Source organism: Halalkalicoccus tibetensis (assembly GCF_037996645.1).
Lineage (GTDB): Archaea > Halobacteriota > Halobacteria > Halobacteriales > Halalkalicoccaceae > Halalkalicoccus > Halalkalicoccus tibetensis.
The window spans coordinates 1-15,674 of sequence record NZ_JBBMXV010000005.1 but is presented as its reverse complement, the minus strand read 5'-3'; the positions used below and the strand labels follow the sequence as shown (position 1 = coordinate 15,674).

Here is a 15,674-nt window from a genome sequence, read left to right as displayed (position 1 = left end):
AATAAGAGAGCAATTATAGCATAGATCCAGCCGATCTGCTATCCACTGAGACCAGATATTGTCGATGTAATATCGATATTCCGACTGAGTAGATTTTTGGTGTTGATAAATCTATATGTAGGATTAAAATTGTAATAACGTATGACGAGATCTGACCACAACAAATCAGAGTCCCTGACCTACGAGGAAATCTTCCATTCTGTCGAAGATGGAATTCTCGTTCATGATGCAGAAACAGGAGCGATTCTCGACGCAAACCAAGCTGCAGAGCATCTTTATGGCTATTCGAGTAACGAGCTCACCAATATGCATATCTCGGATTTCAGCGCAGACCATCCTGCATACAGCCAAGAGGAGGTCTCAGTCAGATTAATAAAGCACGTACAAGTGGCGAGCACCAATTCCAATGGCTCATCAAACGAAACGATGGAGCTACGCGGATTGTCGACGTCAAATTGACGAGTAAAGCGGCGGTAGAACGCAGGTGAAAGCGTATAGCCGTGAGTCCTCGCCTATTGGACAAATTCGAATTTACTCCTCCCAGTGAATGTCCTCCGATTCACCCGATTCCCGAAGTGTGAACGGTCCCACTGCTAGTGTCCGCTTCGCTACAGTAGCGATGCGGAGGATATACGCTAACAGTACGATGAACGGGATGGTCCCGATTGTTACCGTAGCACACACCACCAGCAGGGTGGTATTCATGCCAAGTACCGTCCCAGAAACGAACCTCGGATCGAAGAACAGAATCATCGTGAAAGCAGTGATGAGCGCCGGGACCGCCGTATAGAGGATTGCATGCGAGAGGTTAATTAGCTCCCATTGAAAGTAGAACGTCTTGAAGTGTTCCCGAGCTGGGCCCAGAAACCGTAGGATATCCAGAAGATCGTCGAACTCGTTCAACACTTCCTCAGAAAGGGAGGATCGGTATTCATTCTGTAGGCGACGTCCGGTGTGTATCTTCCGCGAATAGTCGTAGTCCAACGCCGCATTGAGAACCTGAAACGTCCCGAACTCCGTTCCCTTCAGTTGATCGCTAACGTCCGATGCGTTGTCGGTGATATCGTCGATATACTTCTCGATCTCTTCACGGACGTCCCCTGTAGTATCGTCGCCCATCGCATTCCGAACCGTGTCTGCCTGCTTCTGGCTTGCTTCGACGAGCGCCCGGAAGAACGTGGCTGGTTCGGTAGGGCTCACGGTCAGTCCTGCGACATCCTCAACGTTCTGGCGAAAGTCCATTGCACCCTGCATCCGATTGCGCTGCTTCCCAAGCGGACCAAGTTCCTGAGCAATCACGAGCTGATTGATCCCTAGGATCAGCGTGACGGCGGTGATGACACCGGTAACAAGCGACGAGAACACGAAGTTCACCGATGACTCGGTTTGAAGGATCGTGACCGGAGCCGGACTGGCGGCGATGAACGCGACGAGCATGGCGAAGAAGCTGATTGTCAGGATGCCGACGATGCTCCAGCGATTCGCATCAAGGAGGATCCATCTCTTGAGACGAGCGTCGCTTGCTCGCTCCTGCATCGTATCACCCGGGCCCGGATCGTCATCAGACTGGTCCAGAATAGACACTCTATCCCCCGATCCGCCGACGGGACGCATAGGGGATTCGATTCGCTGGGCGAGAACGTTTCGTTGGTTGAGCGACCAATGTCGTTCGCGCCTAATACGTGCATCAGCCTGCCATCAACTGGCGGCACCAACACACAGCATACCTTTTATCGATATCACATACCGTGGCTAGGGCGCTTATGGCCGCCGAGCGCGGTGGTCCCGAGATCTCCTCCCAGGTCCTTCTCTATCCCGCTGTCGGCATCGAAGAAGATCAGGAATCCGTCCAGAAGAATACAGGGATCGTCCTCAGCGAGGACGATATGGAGCGGTTCAACCGCTGTTACTACGTGAACGATATTCACCGGCGGAACCCGTATGCGGACCCGGCAAACGCCTGCGACCTCTCCAACGTCGCGCCCGCCACGATCGTCACAGCGGGATTCGACCCGCTGCGTGACGGTGGGAAAGCGTATGCCGAACAGCTCGTCCGCGACGGTGTTTCCACTCGATACAGGAACTACGACGACATGGTTCACGGGTTCATGACGTTTCGCGACATCGACCAGACTCGCGAAGCGATCAGGGCGGTCGGTGTGGATCTCGCGGAGATGCACACCGAGAACTGACTCCTTGAGAAGCCTCGTGTAGTCTATATTCAATCAACCGCCTGACCGCCGTCAACGGGCAGTGTATGGCCTGTGATATACGATGCATCGGACGAACAGAGGAATGCAACCGCACCGGCCATCTCTTCAGGCTCAGCGATGCGGTCCATTGGCACGTCCCGCATCGCCGACGTATCATAGTCGGCCCGGATCGTCCGGATCGCCATTCGGACTAGGTCGACTGCCATCCCGATCCGATTCAACAGCGGTATCGACGACTCGCCCGTTCCACTCAACAGCCCCGACTGGATGTTCGTCTTCGTGGGACCTGGAGCGATCGCGTTGATTCGGATGTCACGACTGGCGTACTCGAGGGCAGCTGATTTCGTCAGGCCGACAACGCCGTGTTTGCTGGCTGAATAGCTGGAGAGTCCGCCCATCCCCACTAAGCCAGCCTCGGAGGCCGTGTTGACGATCGCGCCACCGCCCTGTCTCTCCATGACGGGGAGCTCGGCCTTCATGCAGGTCCAGATGCCTTTCAGGTTGATAGCAATGATCCGTTCCCACTGTTCGTCTGTGATGTCGGTGACCCCCGAAAAGCCTGTGAGGATCCCCGCGTTGTTGTGCGCGAAATCGAGGCTTCCATAGGTGTCGACCGCAACGTCAACCATTCGCTCGACCGACTTGGAATCGGAAACATCGACCTCGGCAAACGTCGCGTTGCCGCCGGCATCCTCAATCAGATCGACTGTCTCACGATCAGCCGTTACATCGATGTCCGCGACGACGACGTTTGCTCCTTCCTCAGCGAAGCGACGTGCCGATTCGCGTCCAATTCCTGATGCGGCTCCCGTTACGACAGCCGTATTCCCATCTAGTCCGTTCATGAGTATTTCCTATTGTTAATTAATTATTCAATTGATAAGGATTTCTATGCACTCTAAGCCATCCTCCGTGAGCAGTACGCTCGCGATACGAAAATCCTCCGAGTGACCCTCGGAAACCATTGAGACTACTTTTTGCATGAGCGATGATTGATAGTGACGCAAATGGCTGTACGGTACAATTAGTGATGGATACGTCCCGTGAACGACTGGTGACGGCTCTAACCAGGGACCCTGGTAGAACGTTCTCTTCTCGACAACGGTTGTCTACGGATAAAGCCATCAGTGATCCTATAGAGATCCGGAACTCGCTGAACACGTTATATGAGGTAGTTGGAAGACTCCGAATACCCTTTCTGGCCCACATTATACGCCAACAGAATACGCTTCTATTATTGCCCAGAGTAGACTTCAGAGACAAGACCATAACTCAGTACACACTTATCCCGGAAAATGACAATACATATGCATGGCGACGATCTTCGAATTCGAGATTCCAACCGACGAATTCGCGCTTGAAGAAACGCTGATAGAATGCCCGGAGGCAATCATCGAAATCGAACGAGTCGTTGCGAATGATCCAGACCGAATCACTCCGTACGTATGGGCGCGCGCCGACGACTTTGCAGCACTCGAAGCCACCCTCGACGACGATCCAACCGTCGAGGACCTAACCAGGCTCTCGGAGATGGATGACGAACGCTCGTACCAAATGACGTGGGCAGGGACGATCGATCGAATCGTTCCACTTCTGACCGACCATGAGGGAACAATTACTCACGCAACTGGTTCGGTTGATAGCTGGAGCCTTCGCGTTCTGTTTCCAGATCGAGAAGCACTCTCTGAGGCTCATGATTATCTCCAAGAAGCGGGCTTTTCGCTGACGGTTGGAGCGATATATGAAGCCACAGACGACGGCCATATCCAGCACGGTCTGATTGAAACGCAACGTGAGACGATCGTCGCAGCATTTGAAGCCGGCTATTTCACTGTCCCACGATCGGTAACACAGACAGAACTTGCTGAGCAACTCGGGTTATCACATCAAGCGCTCTCTGAACGGCTCCGACGGGGAATGAGCGAACTCGTTGAGTCGACGTTAATCACCGGCAGTGACGAAACGGAAGAGTGAATCGGCTTTCGGCATTGTGAAATTGTACTGATCGATATATTTCCTGGTAGCGGCTTGAGGTCTATGTCTATATCAGCCGCCACATAGCAGTTGAAGCGGATGAGATCGATAAAGAGCAGTCGGCTCGTAAAATGGTAGCGTCTGCAACCAAGCTACTTACTGACAGAGGCATTGTACCGAAGAGTGTAATGCCTGCTCAAGATCTTGCAAGAGAGGACGTCGTAACAGTTGAACCGAATACTGGAGCGACAGAGATCGCTCAAACGATGAATGATGAGCGGGTTGGTGCGGTTGTCGTCACCGAGGACTCCAAACCGGTCGGGATCGTTACTGATCGTACTCTCGGACTCGCCGTGGGTCAAGAAGACGATCCAACGAGCTTGACCGCTGAGGAGCTAATGAGTGAGGACCCCGAGACGGTGTCAGCCGACACAGAGGCCTACGATCTCGCAGTTCAGTTTGGTGAGACAAAGGTTCGGCGACTCCCAGTTGTCGATGATGAAGGGCAGCTCGAAGGCATCGTTTCGCTCGATGATGTGATCGCAACGAACGCTGAACAGCTCGAGGAGGCTGCCAAAGTAATCGAGGCCCAATCACCTGGCTACGCTCCGGATGAACGATAGTTCGACGGCTATCCATCTCTCATCCCTACGTATTTTTGGTATGGGAAATGGTCGAAGCAGTTAGTCAGTACTCAATACCGTACTAGCGAGTCCATCTGCGTTCTATCATGTTGCGTGTGGGAATTCAAGAAATAGGGCTACTTCAGCTGTCACAACCCTGTAACGGTTCTGCTCAGTAACTATAGGGACGAGTTTTCGAAGCAGAATAATCCAGAAACAGGGATATACATCTCCTCAGTTCGTTCATCAAGATACCGAATCACCCTCACTATTTAGCGTCTGCGTGCCGTGCTCCAAGTTGATGACTGAGATTCAATCCGTCGAAACCGAGGATGAATATATTCACGTGCGGTTTCGTGACCCCGACAACTATGAGACGATCCGTACACCGGATTGGGCGAATGAACCCGCTGAATCCGTTTCAGAGGGGGCAGAGGTGCGCACTGGCCAGACAGAAGATAATGATGATTGGGAAGTGCAAAGCGTACTCATCAAAAAGAACGTTGGTGAGGAGAAAGCGAAAGAACAAGCGAAGGAGATCGTCGATAAAATCCAGTCATAGTATCGACACTATAGCATATCGGTTTTCAGTAGGTTCGACTACTCATCACCTCGGCCCAATCAGAGTGTAGTCGGTTGCCTTCCATGTCTGCTAATCGCTGATAGTTCCTGAGGAGGATCTACTACATGAATGGGACTGGACCACCCCATTTGATGGAATCGGTTTTCCGAAGGGGTCGGTGGATGGTCACTTTTCCGTCTCGACATTGCTCTCGATCCTGTCCTTCTCTACAGCGGAATGCTCCAACAGTGGCTCAGGTTCGTGGTCCTAGTGTTCCCCAGCAGTGGATTGGTTGATTATTTAATATGATCCAACCTACCACCCACGCAAGCGGTTACTCATACGGTACGCGTACTAGTAGGTACGTCCCGTGAACGGCTGGTGACGGCTCTAGCCACGGACCTACTTGAGAGGTCCCACTCCCGACAACGGCTGTCAGTGGACTGGTCCGGTTACAGACCGTCTGCAAGCAAATCCTTAATAAACCGGAAGCCGTTCACGCACGTGACCGAATCACCATATCCCTCACTGGCCAGAACGGTTTCAGCTCCTTCACCAGTGGCAGTATCGGTTGTATAGATGTAGACCACAGTTGCTGTGCCTGTACTGAAGTGTTGGGCCGCGAGCGCAGCCAGGGCAGCGTCAGCCCGCTCGATCTCGTCCGCTGCTTCTAGTCGTGGCTCATCCCGAAGAGCAATCACACCCGTGATCCGCCTTCGGTCCCAACGAGTCCGACAGTCTTGCCCTCCGCTCGCAGTTCATCAACCGCTGTGATCTCCTTACTATCGAGATCGAATCGTTCGAATAGTCCTGGTTTGCCGACATACAACATCTCTTCGACGAGCTGTGCTTGAGCACCGTAGCCGGTGATCGAACTGAATTCCCGAACCGTCTGTTCTTTCGAGACCGCGCTCGTACGCTGAGTTGCCTTCCTCAGGAGACGGCTGAAGTGGTCGCGTAGACGGATGGCGGGAAAAGTTCGTCGACTGAGTGATGAACGCCGATGATGAATGGCGTGGTAATTAATGCCACCGGTCAAACTATAACCATTTCCACCATGGGCAATAGTTATGATTTACAATTAGTGTATCAGTCTCTGTCAATACTACCGACATATGAGAGTATTCTCGACAGTCAGGAAGAGCCCAATCTGAAACTATCCTACTCTTCTCATCCTCCAGTATCTGCCACTGAATCGACGGAACACATATGCAGTGTCACAGTAACCCACAGCCATGAGTACGACTAAGAGCGAATTGCTTCATGTCACAGTCGATATCTGGCATCCATCTTGCTGGACCCTCGAAACAACACGTGAAGTGGACGCTGGACTCTACGCCCATACAACGATACCATCGAAACACAATAGCAGTGGTCTGTACACATTCTACGGACACACAGGAGGCACTCAACGCCCTCATAGGGAGCGTTCGAAAATCAGCATTAACCGAATCGGTTACCGTTCTGTCCCGACCGCCGATCAACCCAGAATCACTACAGGGATCAACAACACAGCCCGTTTTAGTCGAATTTGAATCAAGTCTAAGCATCAAACAAGCGTTCACCTCACGTGGGTTTATCCACTATGGGCCAACCAGACACGAACAGGGACGCGAACAGCGGTCACTGATTGTTCGGACGGACCGTCGAACTTTGCAGCAACAACTTGCGGAGATAGAAGACGAATATAGCGCAGATATTACTCTCCTCAAGCTTGCTGCTGCATCAAGTGCTTATAACACACCACCATCAAACAACGATCAAACAACCATCAAGGGCGGTGGTCATCTCACAGTAAGACAACGGGAAGCGTTTCTCCTCGCTCGTTCATGGGGCTACTACGAATATCCACGCGAAACAACTGCTCGTGAACTTGCTGCCGAACTCGGTATTTCGAAAACGACGCTCTTAGAACATCTCCGAAAAGCCGAGGCCAAACTCCTGACCGGGATCGATTCGTTCTGAGTCTACATAGTGACACAGGTCGTAATTCGCTGACGATACCGCTACCTCCCATGGGAGGGACCAGTTGTTTTACCTATCGTTTGGCTCATGACGTCTATGGACAAGAACGATAAGACTATCACATATTTTACAATGATCGGTCATGGGATGTTTCATATCTATGAGATGGTGATTCCACTGTTCGTCGTGATCTGGCTCGATATTTTCGATGTCTCAGCAGCAGTCCTAGGGACAGTTGTCGCAATAGGGTACGGATTGATCGGCGTTGGAGCTCTTCCGAGTGGAGCGCTGGCTGACAGATATGGTTCGAAACGACTTGTCGTTCTTTCGATGGTCGGTATGGCAGGTGGGTTCGTTCTCATCAGTCTGGCACCGACGGTCTGGCTTCTTGGTATCGCTCTTGTTATTTGGGGGGCAGCAGCTAGTCTCTATCATCCAGCTGGACTCTCACTAATCACTCGAGGCACCAAGCAACAAGGAACGGCCCTTGCCTACCATGGTGTTGCCGGAAATATCGGAACCGCAATCGGACCACTTGTGACAGTACTGTTACTCACTGTTCTCGAGTGGCGACTTGTCGCAATCCTCCTCATCTTCCCAGCACTCATAGGAGTATTTGTGGCGTATCGTTTGGAGTTTGACGAAAGAGGAGGTACTCAGCTTGAGGAGGGTAACGTGATCGCAGACCAACTGCAAGGAGCAGCAAAGTTTCTTGCACAAACAAAGAGACTGTTCGTTGGTGGGTTCGTTGTCGTGTTCGTGATTGCAATGCTAGCTGGAACATATTATCGTGGTGTATTCACGTTCCTTCCCGAAATTCTCGCTGACCTCCCTGTATTCGGATCAGTCGAAATTGCTGGAGAAACAATTGAATCAAGCCAGTACGTCTACGCAGGGCTCCTGTTACTCGGGGGCGGAGGTCAGTATGTCGGAGGTAAATTGAGTGATTACCGTTCTCCAGAGTGGGCAATAATCGGAGCGTTCACTGCATTAATACTCGTGTCTTTGTCGTTTCCATTCTTTGTTGGAGCAGGACTTATCGCGACGATCATTATTTGTGCTGCGCTCGGATTTTTCGTGTTCATGGAAGCACCGATCCATCAGGCACTAATCGGCAAATACACAGCCGCAGATATCCACGGACTCTCGTTCGGATATACGTACCTTGGTGTCTTTGGTATTGGTGCTGGTGGTGCCTCGATTGCAGGTGTTGCGCTTACATATGGAGGGATTCAGCTGCTTTTCGTCGTTCTTGCCGTCTTTCCAACGACTGGACTTCTCTTAGCAGGCTATCTAATTGTTAGGCGGTGACACCTCTCCGGCGTAGACGACGGAGGGTACTGTAGGGACGGATGCAGCGATTGAGGCGGTCGACGTCGCGTTAATGGTCGACGATCTGACGAAGGTACAAGAGGCGATCGCACTCGGCAAGCGAGCACAGGGAATCAGCCGTCAGAACATCGTCTTTTCGGTGCTGGTATTGGCGGTGCTTATTCCCGGTGCACTAATAGGAATACTTGGAATCGCTGCTGCTGTGGTCGCTCACGAAGGATCCGAACTGCTGGCGATCGGAAACAGTCTCCGTGTTCGCCAAGGATAGCAACACACGACGGATATCGTAGATGAGAATACTATACTTGACCCGTATCTGGATGCGGAGTAACAGCCAAGTCAGTTATACTGAGAACATTCGGTCACAGCAGGGCGTTTTCATATTGAATCTGTTGAATCCTGCTGAATTACAGAAACCATTCACATACTTAGTCAGTAGCGAGAGAACACGACAATCTGGAGGTTGCTGGGTACAGTAGAGACATCCCTCGATCGCCAACGAGCCGATAGCTTAAATCGATCCTAGCAGCTAGGATCAACGGATGTCATCATCAACCAGACTGATAAACTCATCTCATGTTCTCCTAGCTGGTTCATCTGATTGGCTTCAGCGGATCACAGAGTTGTTTGATCGCCACACGTCGACAACCATTCGAACTACGAAAACGATCTCAGACGCTCTTGAGATCGTTCATACTGCGCCGATTGATTGTGTTATCAGCGCATATGAACTCGAGGAATCAACAGGCATTCATCTCCTTCGTTCACTTCGAGAGGACACGTCGAGCCTTCCTATCATTCTCTGTACTGATTCAGGAAGCGAAGAAATTGCAAGTGAGGCGATCGGTGCTGGTGCAACCGATTACATTAAATTACCGGACGAAGTCGATGTGGCGGATCTATTCACGCGTATTGAACAGAATCTCCGCTCTACGCGACGAACGAAGACACAACAGGACCGGGCACGACAGTTCGATGCGATTTTCCACGACACGCAAACAGCCACCTGGATACTCGATTCAACTGGCTCGATAGTGCGAATCAATCAGACTGCCCAGGAGATGTTCGATGAACCCGTCAAGACACTCATCGGAGAATCATTCTGGACTCTACCCTGGTGGGCACAGTCGGATGGACTCCAAGCAGATATCCACCAGATTATCACTACAGCAGTCAACGGTCAGCTGGGAGACGCAGTGATCACATGTTCTCCCGACCACGGAAAGTCACGGATACTCGATCTCTCTGCTCGCCCAGTTCGGAATGAACGCGAAGAGATCGTCTCGATCGTCGTCGAAGGCGTCGATATTACGGATCGAGTTACCCTCGAGCGAGATCTTCGCCGATCCGAGGAATTGCATCGTGTAACACTTAATAATATGACCGATACAATTCTTATTACAGATGAGGAGGGAGAGTACACCTATGTATGTCCAAACGTTCACTTTATTTTCGGATATACCTCCGATGAGATCCGAGACCTAGGGTCAATTGACGATCTTCTTGGAGAGAACCTCTTCGATCGCAAGGAACTCGCAAGCGAGGGTGTACTGAAAAACATTGAATGTACGGCGACGGATAAGGCTGGTTACGAACACACCCTGCTCGTTAACGTTCGGGAAGTCTCGATTCAAGACGGCACCCTGCTGTATAGCTGTCGAGATGTTACGAAGCGAAAGCAGCGCGAAGAGGCATTAGCAACCCTCCAAGAGACAGCACGTGATTTCCTCTATGCCGGAACACACCAAGAAATCGCACAACACACCGTTGACGATACACCCGGCGTTCTGAATCTCGATGCGAGTGGTGTCTATCTCTTCGATGACAATCACAATGAACTCATCCCGTCTGCGTATTCGACCGCAATGGAGCGTTTGAATGGCCCACTACCGACAATCCACGCAAACGGTGATGGGTTGATAAGCTATAGCTTCGTTCAGGATGAACCACTCTTCTTCAGCGACGTCCATACCGGAACGCGCTTGAAGAACCAGGCGACGGATATTCGGAGTGCTGCCTACATTCCACTTGGAAGTCATGGCGTGTTCTTCGTCGGTTCAGCGACTGTCGGTGCATTCGACGAGATAACACGGGAGCTTGTTGATCTACTCGCTGCAACCGCCGAGGCTGCACTTGATCGTGTTACACGCGAAAGTCGCCTTCGGAAACAGGAGCGGGAGCTACAACAACAAAACGATCAACTCACAACACTCAACCGTATCAATGAGACGATCCGGGAGATCGATCAAGCTCTCGTCCAAGCAGAAACACGGGAAGGAATTGAGCATACCGTTTGTGAACTACTCACTGCTGATGACCGGTTTGATTTCGCTTGGATCGGCACGATAGATTCACCGACAGAAACAGTACAACCTCGCGCATGGGCTGGGACCGAACAAGGGTATCTAGATAGCCTTGCATTTTCAGTCGAAGCCTCACAGGGAGACCCGACAGGACGAACTGCTGCAACACGCGAAATGACGATGATTACTAACGTTGCGGATGGACTCCGGGAAGAGGACTGGCGAAAAAGCGCTCTCTCGCGGGATTATCTCTCCATCTTGAGTATTCCACTTGAATATGATGGCCTATCGTATGGTGTTTTGGCCGTGTATGCGGGGCAACGGGACGCTTTCGATGAGTTATCCCGTGACGTACTTGTCGAACTCGGGAAGACAATCGCCTCTGCGATCAGCACTATCGAACAGAAAAACGCGCTACTCACTACATCTGTGACTCAAGCTGAGTTTTCAATCAACGATCCAGTGTTTATTCTCTCCTGGCTCGCTCGAAAAGCGGACTGTACGATCTCCTATCGAGGAGGTGTTCAGCAAATAGACGATGGATGTTATGTATTCCTCACTATTGAAAACGGATCGATAGATACAGTTGAACAGGTAGCTGCTGAATCCGTTGCCATCGAGACAACCCAGCGAATCAACACCGATGCTACTGGCGGGGTCTTACGACTGCAACTCACCCAACCATTTCTTGCGCTTGAATTAGCCAATCATGGAGCTATTCTCCAAAGCGCAACAGTAGAGCCAAACATGGCGACGCTTGTGATGGATATCCCTGACAGTGGCCATCTGCGGCAGATCGATCATTTCCTACGCGAAACGTTTGCCGACGTCAAGCTCCGATCAAAGCAAACGGTCGATCATCCTTCCCAAACTGATCTCAGATCACAGATCCTCGAGCAGCTCACCGATCGCCAGCTTGAAGTGATTCAGACAGCGTACTACAGTGGCTTTTTCGAATCGCCCCGTGAAAGTACCGGTGAAGAGGTCGCGGCTACACTCGGGATCTCACCGGCAGCGTTCTATCAGCATGCGCGGATTGTTCAATATAAACTGTTTACTACCCTGTTTGATAGTGCGGGAGTTACTGCAGCTGCTTTGAGAGTGGAGAGTTGAATAATGAGGCTCTCTATTCGACAGTAGCTCTATATTCAACCAAAGAGCACTACTATCTATAATTATTATTGATTTATAGAGCACCGTGCTTGAATCGGTGCGCTACACCAAACCATGAAAGACAGCTACTCAGAACCTGATGGGAAACGTCCATATGAGTGCTTCAACTGTGGCACAATCTGTGTTAAAGAGAAAGCAACATCTTGCCCCAACTGTGGCGGTCAGATGCGAAACCGGCTAATACCCCTCGAATAGCTATGACTTCAACAAGCAACGAACGGACGGATTCAGAACGCGAAGCGCCAGAGTCAGAAAAACCAGAATCGGCCCTTGAGACGGCACGCCGGCAGCTCCACCACGCGTCGAATCATCTCAATATTGATTCAAGCATCGTCGAGCGGCTCAAATATCCAAAACAAGTTCATGAAGTCACGGTCCCAATCAAACGAGATGATGGCTCTGTCGAGGTGTTTACGGGCTATCGTGCTCAACACGACAGCGTCAAAGGACCGTACAAAGGAGGTCTTCGATATCATCCCGAGGTAACACGGGACGAATGTGTCGGTCTCGGGATGTGGATGACGTGGAAATGTGCCGTGATGGGGCTGCCGTTTGGTGGTGCGAAGGGTGGGATCGCAGTCAACCCCAAAGACCTGAGTACAGCCGAGAAAGAGCGACTGACACGTCGATTTGCACAGGAGATGCGGGATGTAATCGGTCCGACCCAGGATATCCCGGCACCTGATATGGGGACAGATCCGCAAACGATGGCGTGGCTCATGGATGCGTACTCGATGCAGGAAGGAGAGACAACCCCTGGTGTCGTAACGGGGAAACCGCCAGTCATTGGCGGGAGTGAAGGCCGTGAGGAGGCTCCCGGACGAAGCGTTGCTATTATCACACGAGCAGCCTGTGAGCACTATGAACGGCCGCTTTCGGAGACGACAGTCGCATTACAAGGGTATGGAAGCGTCGGAGCGAACGCTGCACGGCTGCTTGATGATTGGGGTGCAACCGTTGTCGCGATCAGCGACGTGAACGGGGCAATGTACGATGCTGCAGGAATTGACACACGAACTGTCCCATCACACGACGAAGAGCCAGAAGCAGTTACACAATACGCTACTGACGTGATCTCGAACGACGAGCTCCTCGAGCTCGACGTTGATGTTCTTATTCCGGCAGCATTAGGAAACGTCATCACAGAGACCAATGCGAACTCGATCCAAGCCGATATTATCATCGAGGGGGCAAATGGTCCAATTACATCTGCTGCAGATACGATCCTCAGCGAGCGCGAGATTCCGGTAATTCCCGATATCTTGGCGAATGCTGGTGGAGTAACTGTCAGTTATTTCGAATGGTTACAAGACATCAACCGACGATCATGGTCGCTCCAGCGAGTCAATGATGAGCTCGAGACGGAAATGGTGGCTGCATGGGAAGCAGTCCGCTCGGAATTCGAGAACCAAGATATTTCGTGGCGAGATGCCGCATATATCGTAGCGCTTTCGCGGATTGCGAAAGCACATAGTGCTCGCGGTCTGTGGCCTTGATATCCTTCCGAGGATAGCACTTCATCTACCTATCATCACTCTTATAAATGGGCTGCCTTAGATCCCATACAGGCCGAAGAAATCTATCAGATGTTCATAGAACAGATGGTCGACCTCTTCAAGGAGTAACAATACTGATTCATACCCACGTCTCACTATAATGCAGCAGAGTTATATCTGTGAATTATAGTAGACCTGCTAATGACATATGGATCGAGCAGCCAACACCCATCTCCCTCATTCGATACAGTATTCGAACTATTAGCCAACAAGCGACGCCGTTTTGCGCTGTATTCGTTGCTTGACTCCTCAGAGAATCCCATCGAGTTCGAGACGTTAATCGAGGATGTCGCAACTCTTGAAGCTGCCGTGCTCCGACAGCTCCTCACCCGAGAACTTTACCAGGATATCGCAGCGGACCTCTATCAGTGGCATCTCCCGGTCCTCAGTGACGTTGGCATCGTTGGTTGTGATCCCCGTCACGAACTCATACGCTGTCTTGATCAGCCACTACTTGCTCGATGGGCTGCTCGCGTGCGGCACGATGAACTCAATTCAGGCTGAGGAGTGACATGCTTCTGTTGTTGTGATTACAAACCTTGGCTCACTGCTCGTTGCTTATAGAGCAGGTCTCTTGAGCGCTCTGTCTCATGACCGGTTCTAATACACCTGCGATGTCGTATCGCGTTTTGATGAGGGTTGGTGGGGGACGCACTGTTACCAAGGATGTCTCGGATGATCGCACAACAGACGTTTACCCTCTGTGAGGAGTGATGATACCGAATTCCAACTCCTATTACGAGCTAGGAGGCCCGATCCTGCAGAGGAATTAAGTCGTATGGAACGACAGCACTGTCTGGCGATCCATCCCCACCGATCGCTACTGGTTAGTGCTGGCATTTCGCCTATCCACTTCGGATAGGCTTTCGATGGAAACACACGCTATGATTACGAGATAGCGTCTCGCATAGAGGGTAATGCATCAGCTATCCGTCCGTACGGAGATGGCATCTAATACGATGGATAGCTATCCGGTGACTGAACAGTGCAGTAGAGAAGCGACCCTCTATCAATCATCGAATACATCCGTAGCTTTTAATCACTAGGTGTCAGTATACGACACGGGTACTGGCCGTTCAGACATTGCGGCTCCGTACCCCGTATCCGTGGTGGGCTGGATTCCATACCAGCCCCCGCCTCTCACCAACATTCGCAGCTTAGCCGATTCTGCTTCGTCAAGATGACAATCTCTCGTTTAGCCGAACAAGTCCGTAGCTTTTTCGCAGAGAGCGTCGATGGCTCACACGGGCACGGGATCTGATGTGGCCCATTGCAATCCTGCTGCCTGTCGGGGCTGGGATCACCCTGCCCCGGAGAGAATCGTCGCGTTCCGACTACACTACGGAGCTATGGATCTCCTGAGGGCGAGACGATATCTACTGTTAGTGATCCGGTTCACCAACAGGCGCTTCGAGTCGATCGACCTGCACCACGAGAATCCTATTGGTCGTATCGATGCCGTCGAGCGTCCCTTTGACCACAAGCTTTGAGAGTGGCGTTGGGCCAACCGTAACTGAATCACCGTCCTGGTAGTCCTGAACTGATCCTTGAATGTGAATTTCCGCACGACACTGCTCAGGATGCTGAACGCTCGAAAGATCGATTTCGCGGATATTGGCATCTTCGACGGCCTCCCCGTTGTGAGTCAGCGAAACCGCTGCTGGTTCGTCCAATTGATCCACATCCAGTACTTCAAACGCCGTTACTGTCGGCTTGTATCCGCCTTTTGGGCCGGGGACTCCTTCGACCAACTGCAGGGCTTTCAGACTCTGCATCTGATTGCGGATCGTTCCTGGATTGCGGTCGACTTCTCCGGCTATCTCATCACCTTTCACTGCATTCTCTCGATCACGGTGGAGGTCGACAAGTGCAGTGAGGATACTCTTCTGACTCGCTGTAAGCTCGATTGCGGACATACCTCCGTTAAAAGAAGGATTCTTAATAAACTGTGGAAACACAGTATGTGCTGACAT

Annotated in this window: 15 protein-coding genes and 2 pseudogenes; 12 read left to right on the top strand and 5 right to left on the bottom strand. The window is 51.4% G+C overall.

Going from position 1 to position 15,674, the window contains the following annotated elements; translation table 11 throughout:
- The first annotated feature begins 141 nt into the window (after positions 1-141).
- Positions 142-459: a PAS domain-containing protein gene (locus WOA58_RS16035; RefSeq protein WP_340605293.1), complete on the top strand. Its 318-nt coding sequence runs from the start codon at positions 142-144 to the stop codon at positions 457-459.
- Between the two features lie 72 nt (positions 460-531).
- Here the strand turns inward: WOA58_RS16035 and WOA58_RS16030 are convergent, their stop codons facing one another.
- The gene (locus tag WOA58_RS16030; RefSeq protein WP_340605292.1) at positions 532-1,536 is read right to left on the bottom strand and encodes a hypothetical protein; all 1,005 of its coding nucleotides are present in this window, start codon (positions 1,534-1,536) and stop codon (positions 532-534) included.
- Between the two features lie 221 nt (positions 1,537-1,757).
- On the opposite strand from WOA58_RS16030, the pseudogene WOA58_RS16025 reads away from it, so the two are divergent.
- Positions 1,758-2,192: pseudogene (locus WOA58_RS16025) on the top strand (alpha/beta hydrolase fold domain-containing protein); the annotation flags it as partial.
- A gap of 29 nt (positions 2,193-2,221) precedes the next feature.
- Here WOA58_RS16025 and WOA58_RS16020 read toward each other — a convergent pair.
- Complete coding sequence (locus WOA58_RS16020; RefSeq protein ID WP_340605290.1) at positions 2,222-3,058, bottom strand: SDR family NAD(P)-dependent oxidoreductase; 837 nt, start codon at positions 3,056-3,058, stop codon at positions 2,222-2,224.
- A gap of 466 nt (positions 3,059-3,524) precedes the next feature.
- Here WOA58_RS16020 and WOA58_RS16015 point away from each other — a divergent pair, with 466 nt between their 5' ends.
- The 3 genes from WOA58_RS16015 to WOA58_RS16005 all read left to right on the top strand — a co-directional run bounded on the left by WOA58_RS16015 (position 3,525) and on the right by WOA58_RS16005 (position 5,372).
- Positions 3,525-4,187: a helix-turn-helix domain-containing protein gene (locus WOA58_RS16015; protein WP_340605289.1), complete on the top strand. Its 663-nt coding sequence runs from the start codon at positions 3,525-3,527 to the stop codon at positions 4,185-4,187.
- Between the two features lie 188 nt (positions 4,188-4,375).
- Positions 4,376-4,810 carry a CBS domain-containing protein gene (locus WOA58_RS16010; protein ID WP_340605288.1) on the top strand — a complete coding sequence of 145 codons (435 nt, stop codon included), beginning with the start codon at positions 4,376-4,378 and terminating at the stop codon, positions 4,808-4,810.
- 301 nt (positions 4,811-5,111) lie between these two features.
- Positions 5,112-5,372, top strand: a complete 261-nt coding sequence (locus WOA58_RS16005; RefSeq protein ID WP_340605287.1) for a hypothetical protein — start codon at positions 5,112-5,114, stop codon at positions 5,370-5,372.
- Positions 5,373-5,824: 452 nt separating this feature from the next.
- Here the strand turns inward: WOA58_RS16005 and WOA58_RS16000 are convergent.
- Positions 5,825-6,037 (bottom strand): annotated as a pseudogene (locus tag WOA58_RS16000) (hypothetical protein); the annotation flags it as partial.
- Positions 6,038-6,069: 32 nt separating this feature from the next.
- Positions 6,070-6,411 (bottom strand): hypothetical protein, encoded by a 342-nt coding sequence (locus WOA58_RS15995; RefSeq protein ID WP_340605286.1) that lies wholly within the window; start codon positions 6,409-6,411, stop codon positions 6,070-6,072.
- 614 nt (positions 6,412-7,025) lie between these two features.
- On the opposite strand from WOA58_RS15995, the gene WOA58_RS15990 reads away from it, so the two are divergent.
- The 7 genes from WOA58_RS15990 (at position 7,026) to WOA58_RS19205 (ending at position 14,205) form a co-directional block, all read left to right on the top strand.
- Entirely contained in the window at positions 7,026-7,337 is a 312-nt protein-coding gene (locus WOA58_RS15990; protein ID WP_340605285.1) for a helix-turn-helix domain-containing protein, read from the top strand.
- A gap of 96 nt (positions 7,338-7,433) precedes the next feature.
- Positions 7,434-8,648 (top strand): MFS transporter, encoded by a 1,215-nt coding sequence (locus WOA58_RS15985; protein WP_340605284.1) that lies wholly within the window; start codon positions 7,434-7,436, stop codon positions 8,646-8,648.
- A 73-nt stretch (positions 8,649-8,721) separates the two neighbouring features.
- On the top strand, positions 8,722-8,937 hold the full coding sequence (locus WOA58_RS15980; RefSeq protein WP_340605283.1) for a hypothetical protein: 216 nt from the start codon (positions 8,722-8,724) through the stop codon (positions 8,935-8,937).
- A 274-nt stretch (positions 8,938-9,211) separates the two neighbouring features.
- The gene (locus WOA58_RS15975; protein ID WP_340605282.1) at positions 9,212-12,085 is read left to right on the top strand and encodes a bacterio-opsin activator domain-containing protein; all 2,874 of its coding nucleotides are present in this window, start codon (positions 9,212-9,214) and stop codon (positions 12,083-12,085) included.
- Between the two features lie 114 nt (positions 12,086-12,199).
- Entirely contained in the window at positions 12,200-12,340 is a 141-nt protein-coding gene (locus WOA58_RS15970; RefSeq protein WP_340605281.1) for a rubrerythrin-like domain-containing protein, read from the top strand.
- 2 nt (positions 12,341-12,342) lie between these two features.
- The gene (gene gdhB, locus WOA58_RS15965) at positions 12,343-13,641 is read left to right on the top strand and encodes a glutamate dehydrogenase GdhB (protein ID WP_340605280.1); all 1,299 of its coding nucleotides are present in this window, start codon (positions 12,343-12,345) and stop codon (positions 13,639-13,641) included.
- Between the two features lie 201 nt (positions 13,642-13,842).
- Positions 13,843-14,205 carry a DUF7344 domain-containing protein gene (locus tag WOA58_RS19205; protein WP_461782295.1) on the top strand — a complete coding sequence of 121 codons (363 nt, stop codon included), beginning with the start codon at positions 13,843-13,845 and terminating at the stop codon, positions 14,203-14,205.
- Positions 14,206-15,083: 878 nt separating this feature from the next.
- On the opposite strand, the gene WOA58_RS15955 is transcribed toward WOA58_RS19205, so the two are convergent.
- Entirely contained in the window at positions 15,084-15,617 is a 534-nt protein-coding gene (locus WOA58_RS15955) for an Rrf2 family transcriptional regulator (protein ID WP_340605371.1), read from the bottom strand.
- Between the last annotated feature and the right edge of the window lie 57 nt (positions 15,618-15,674).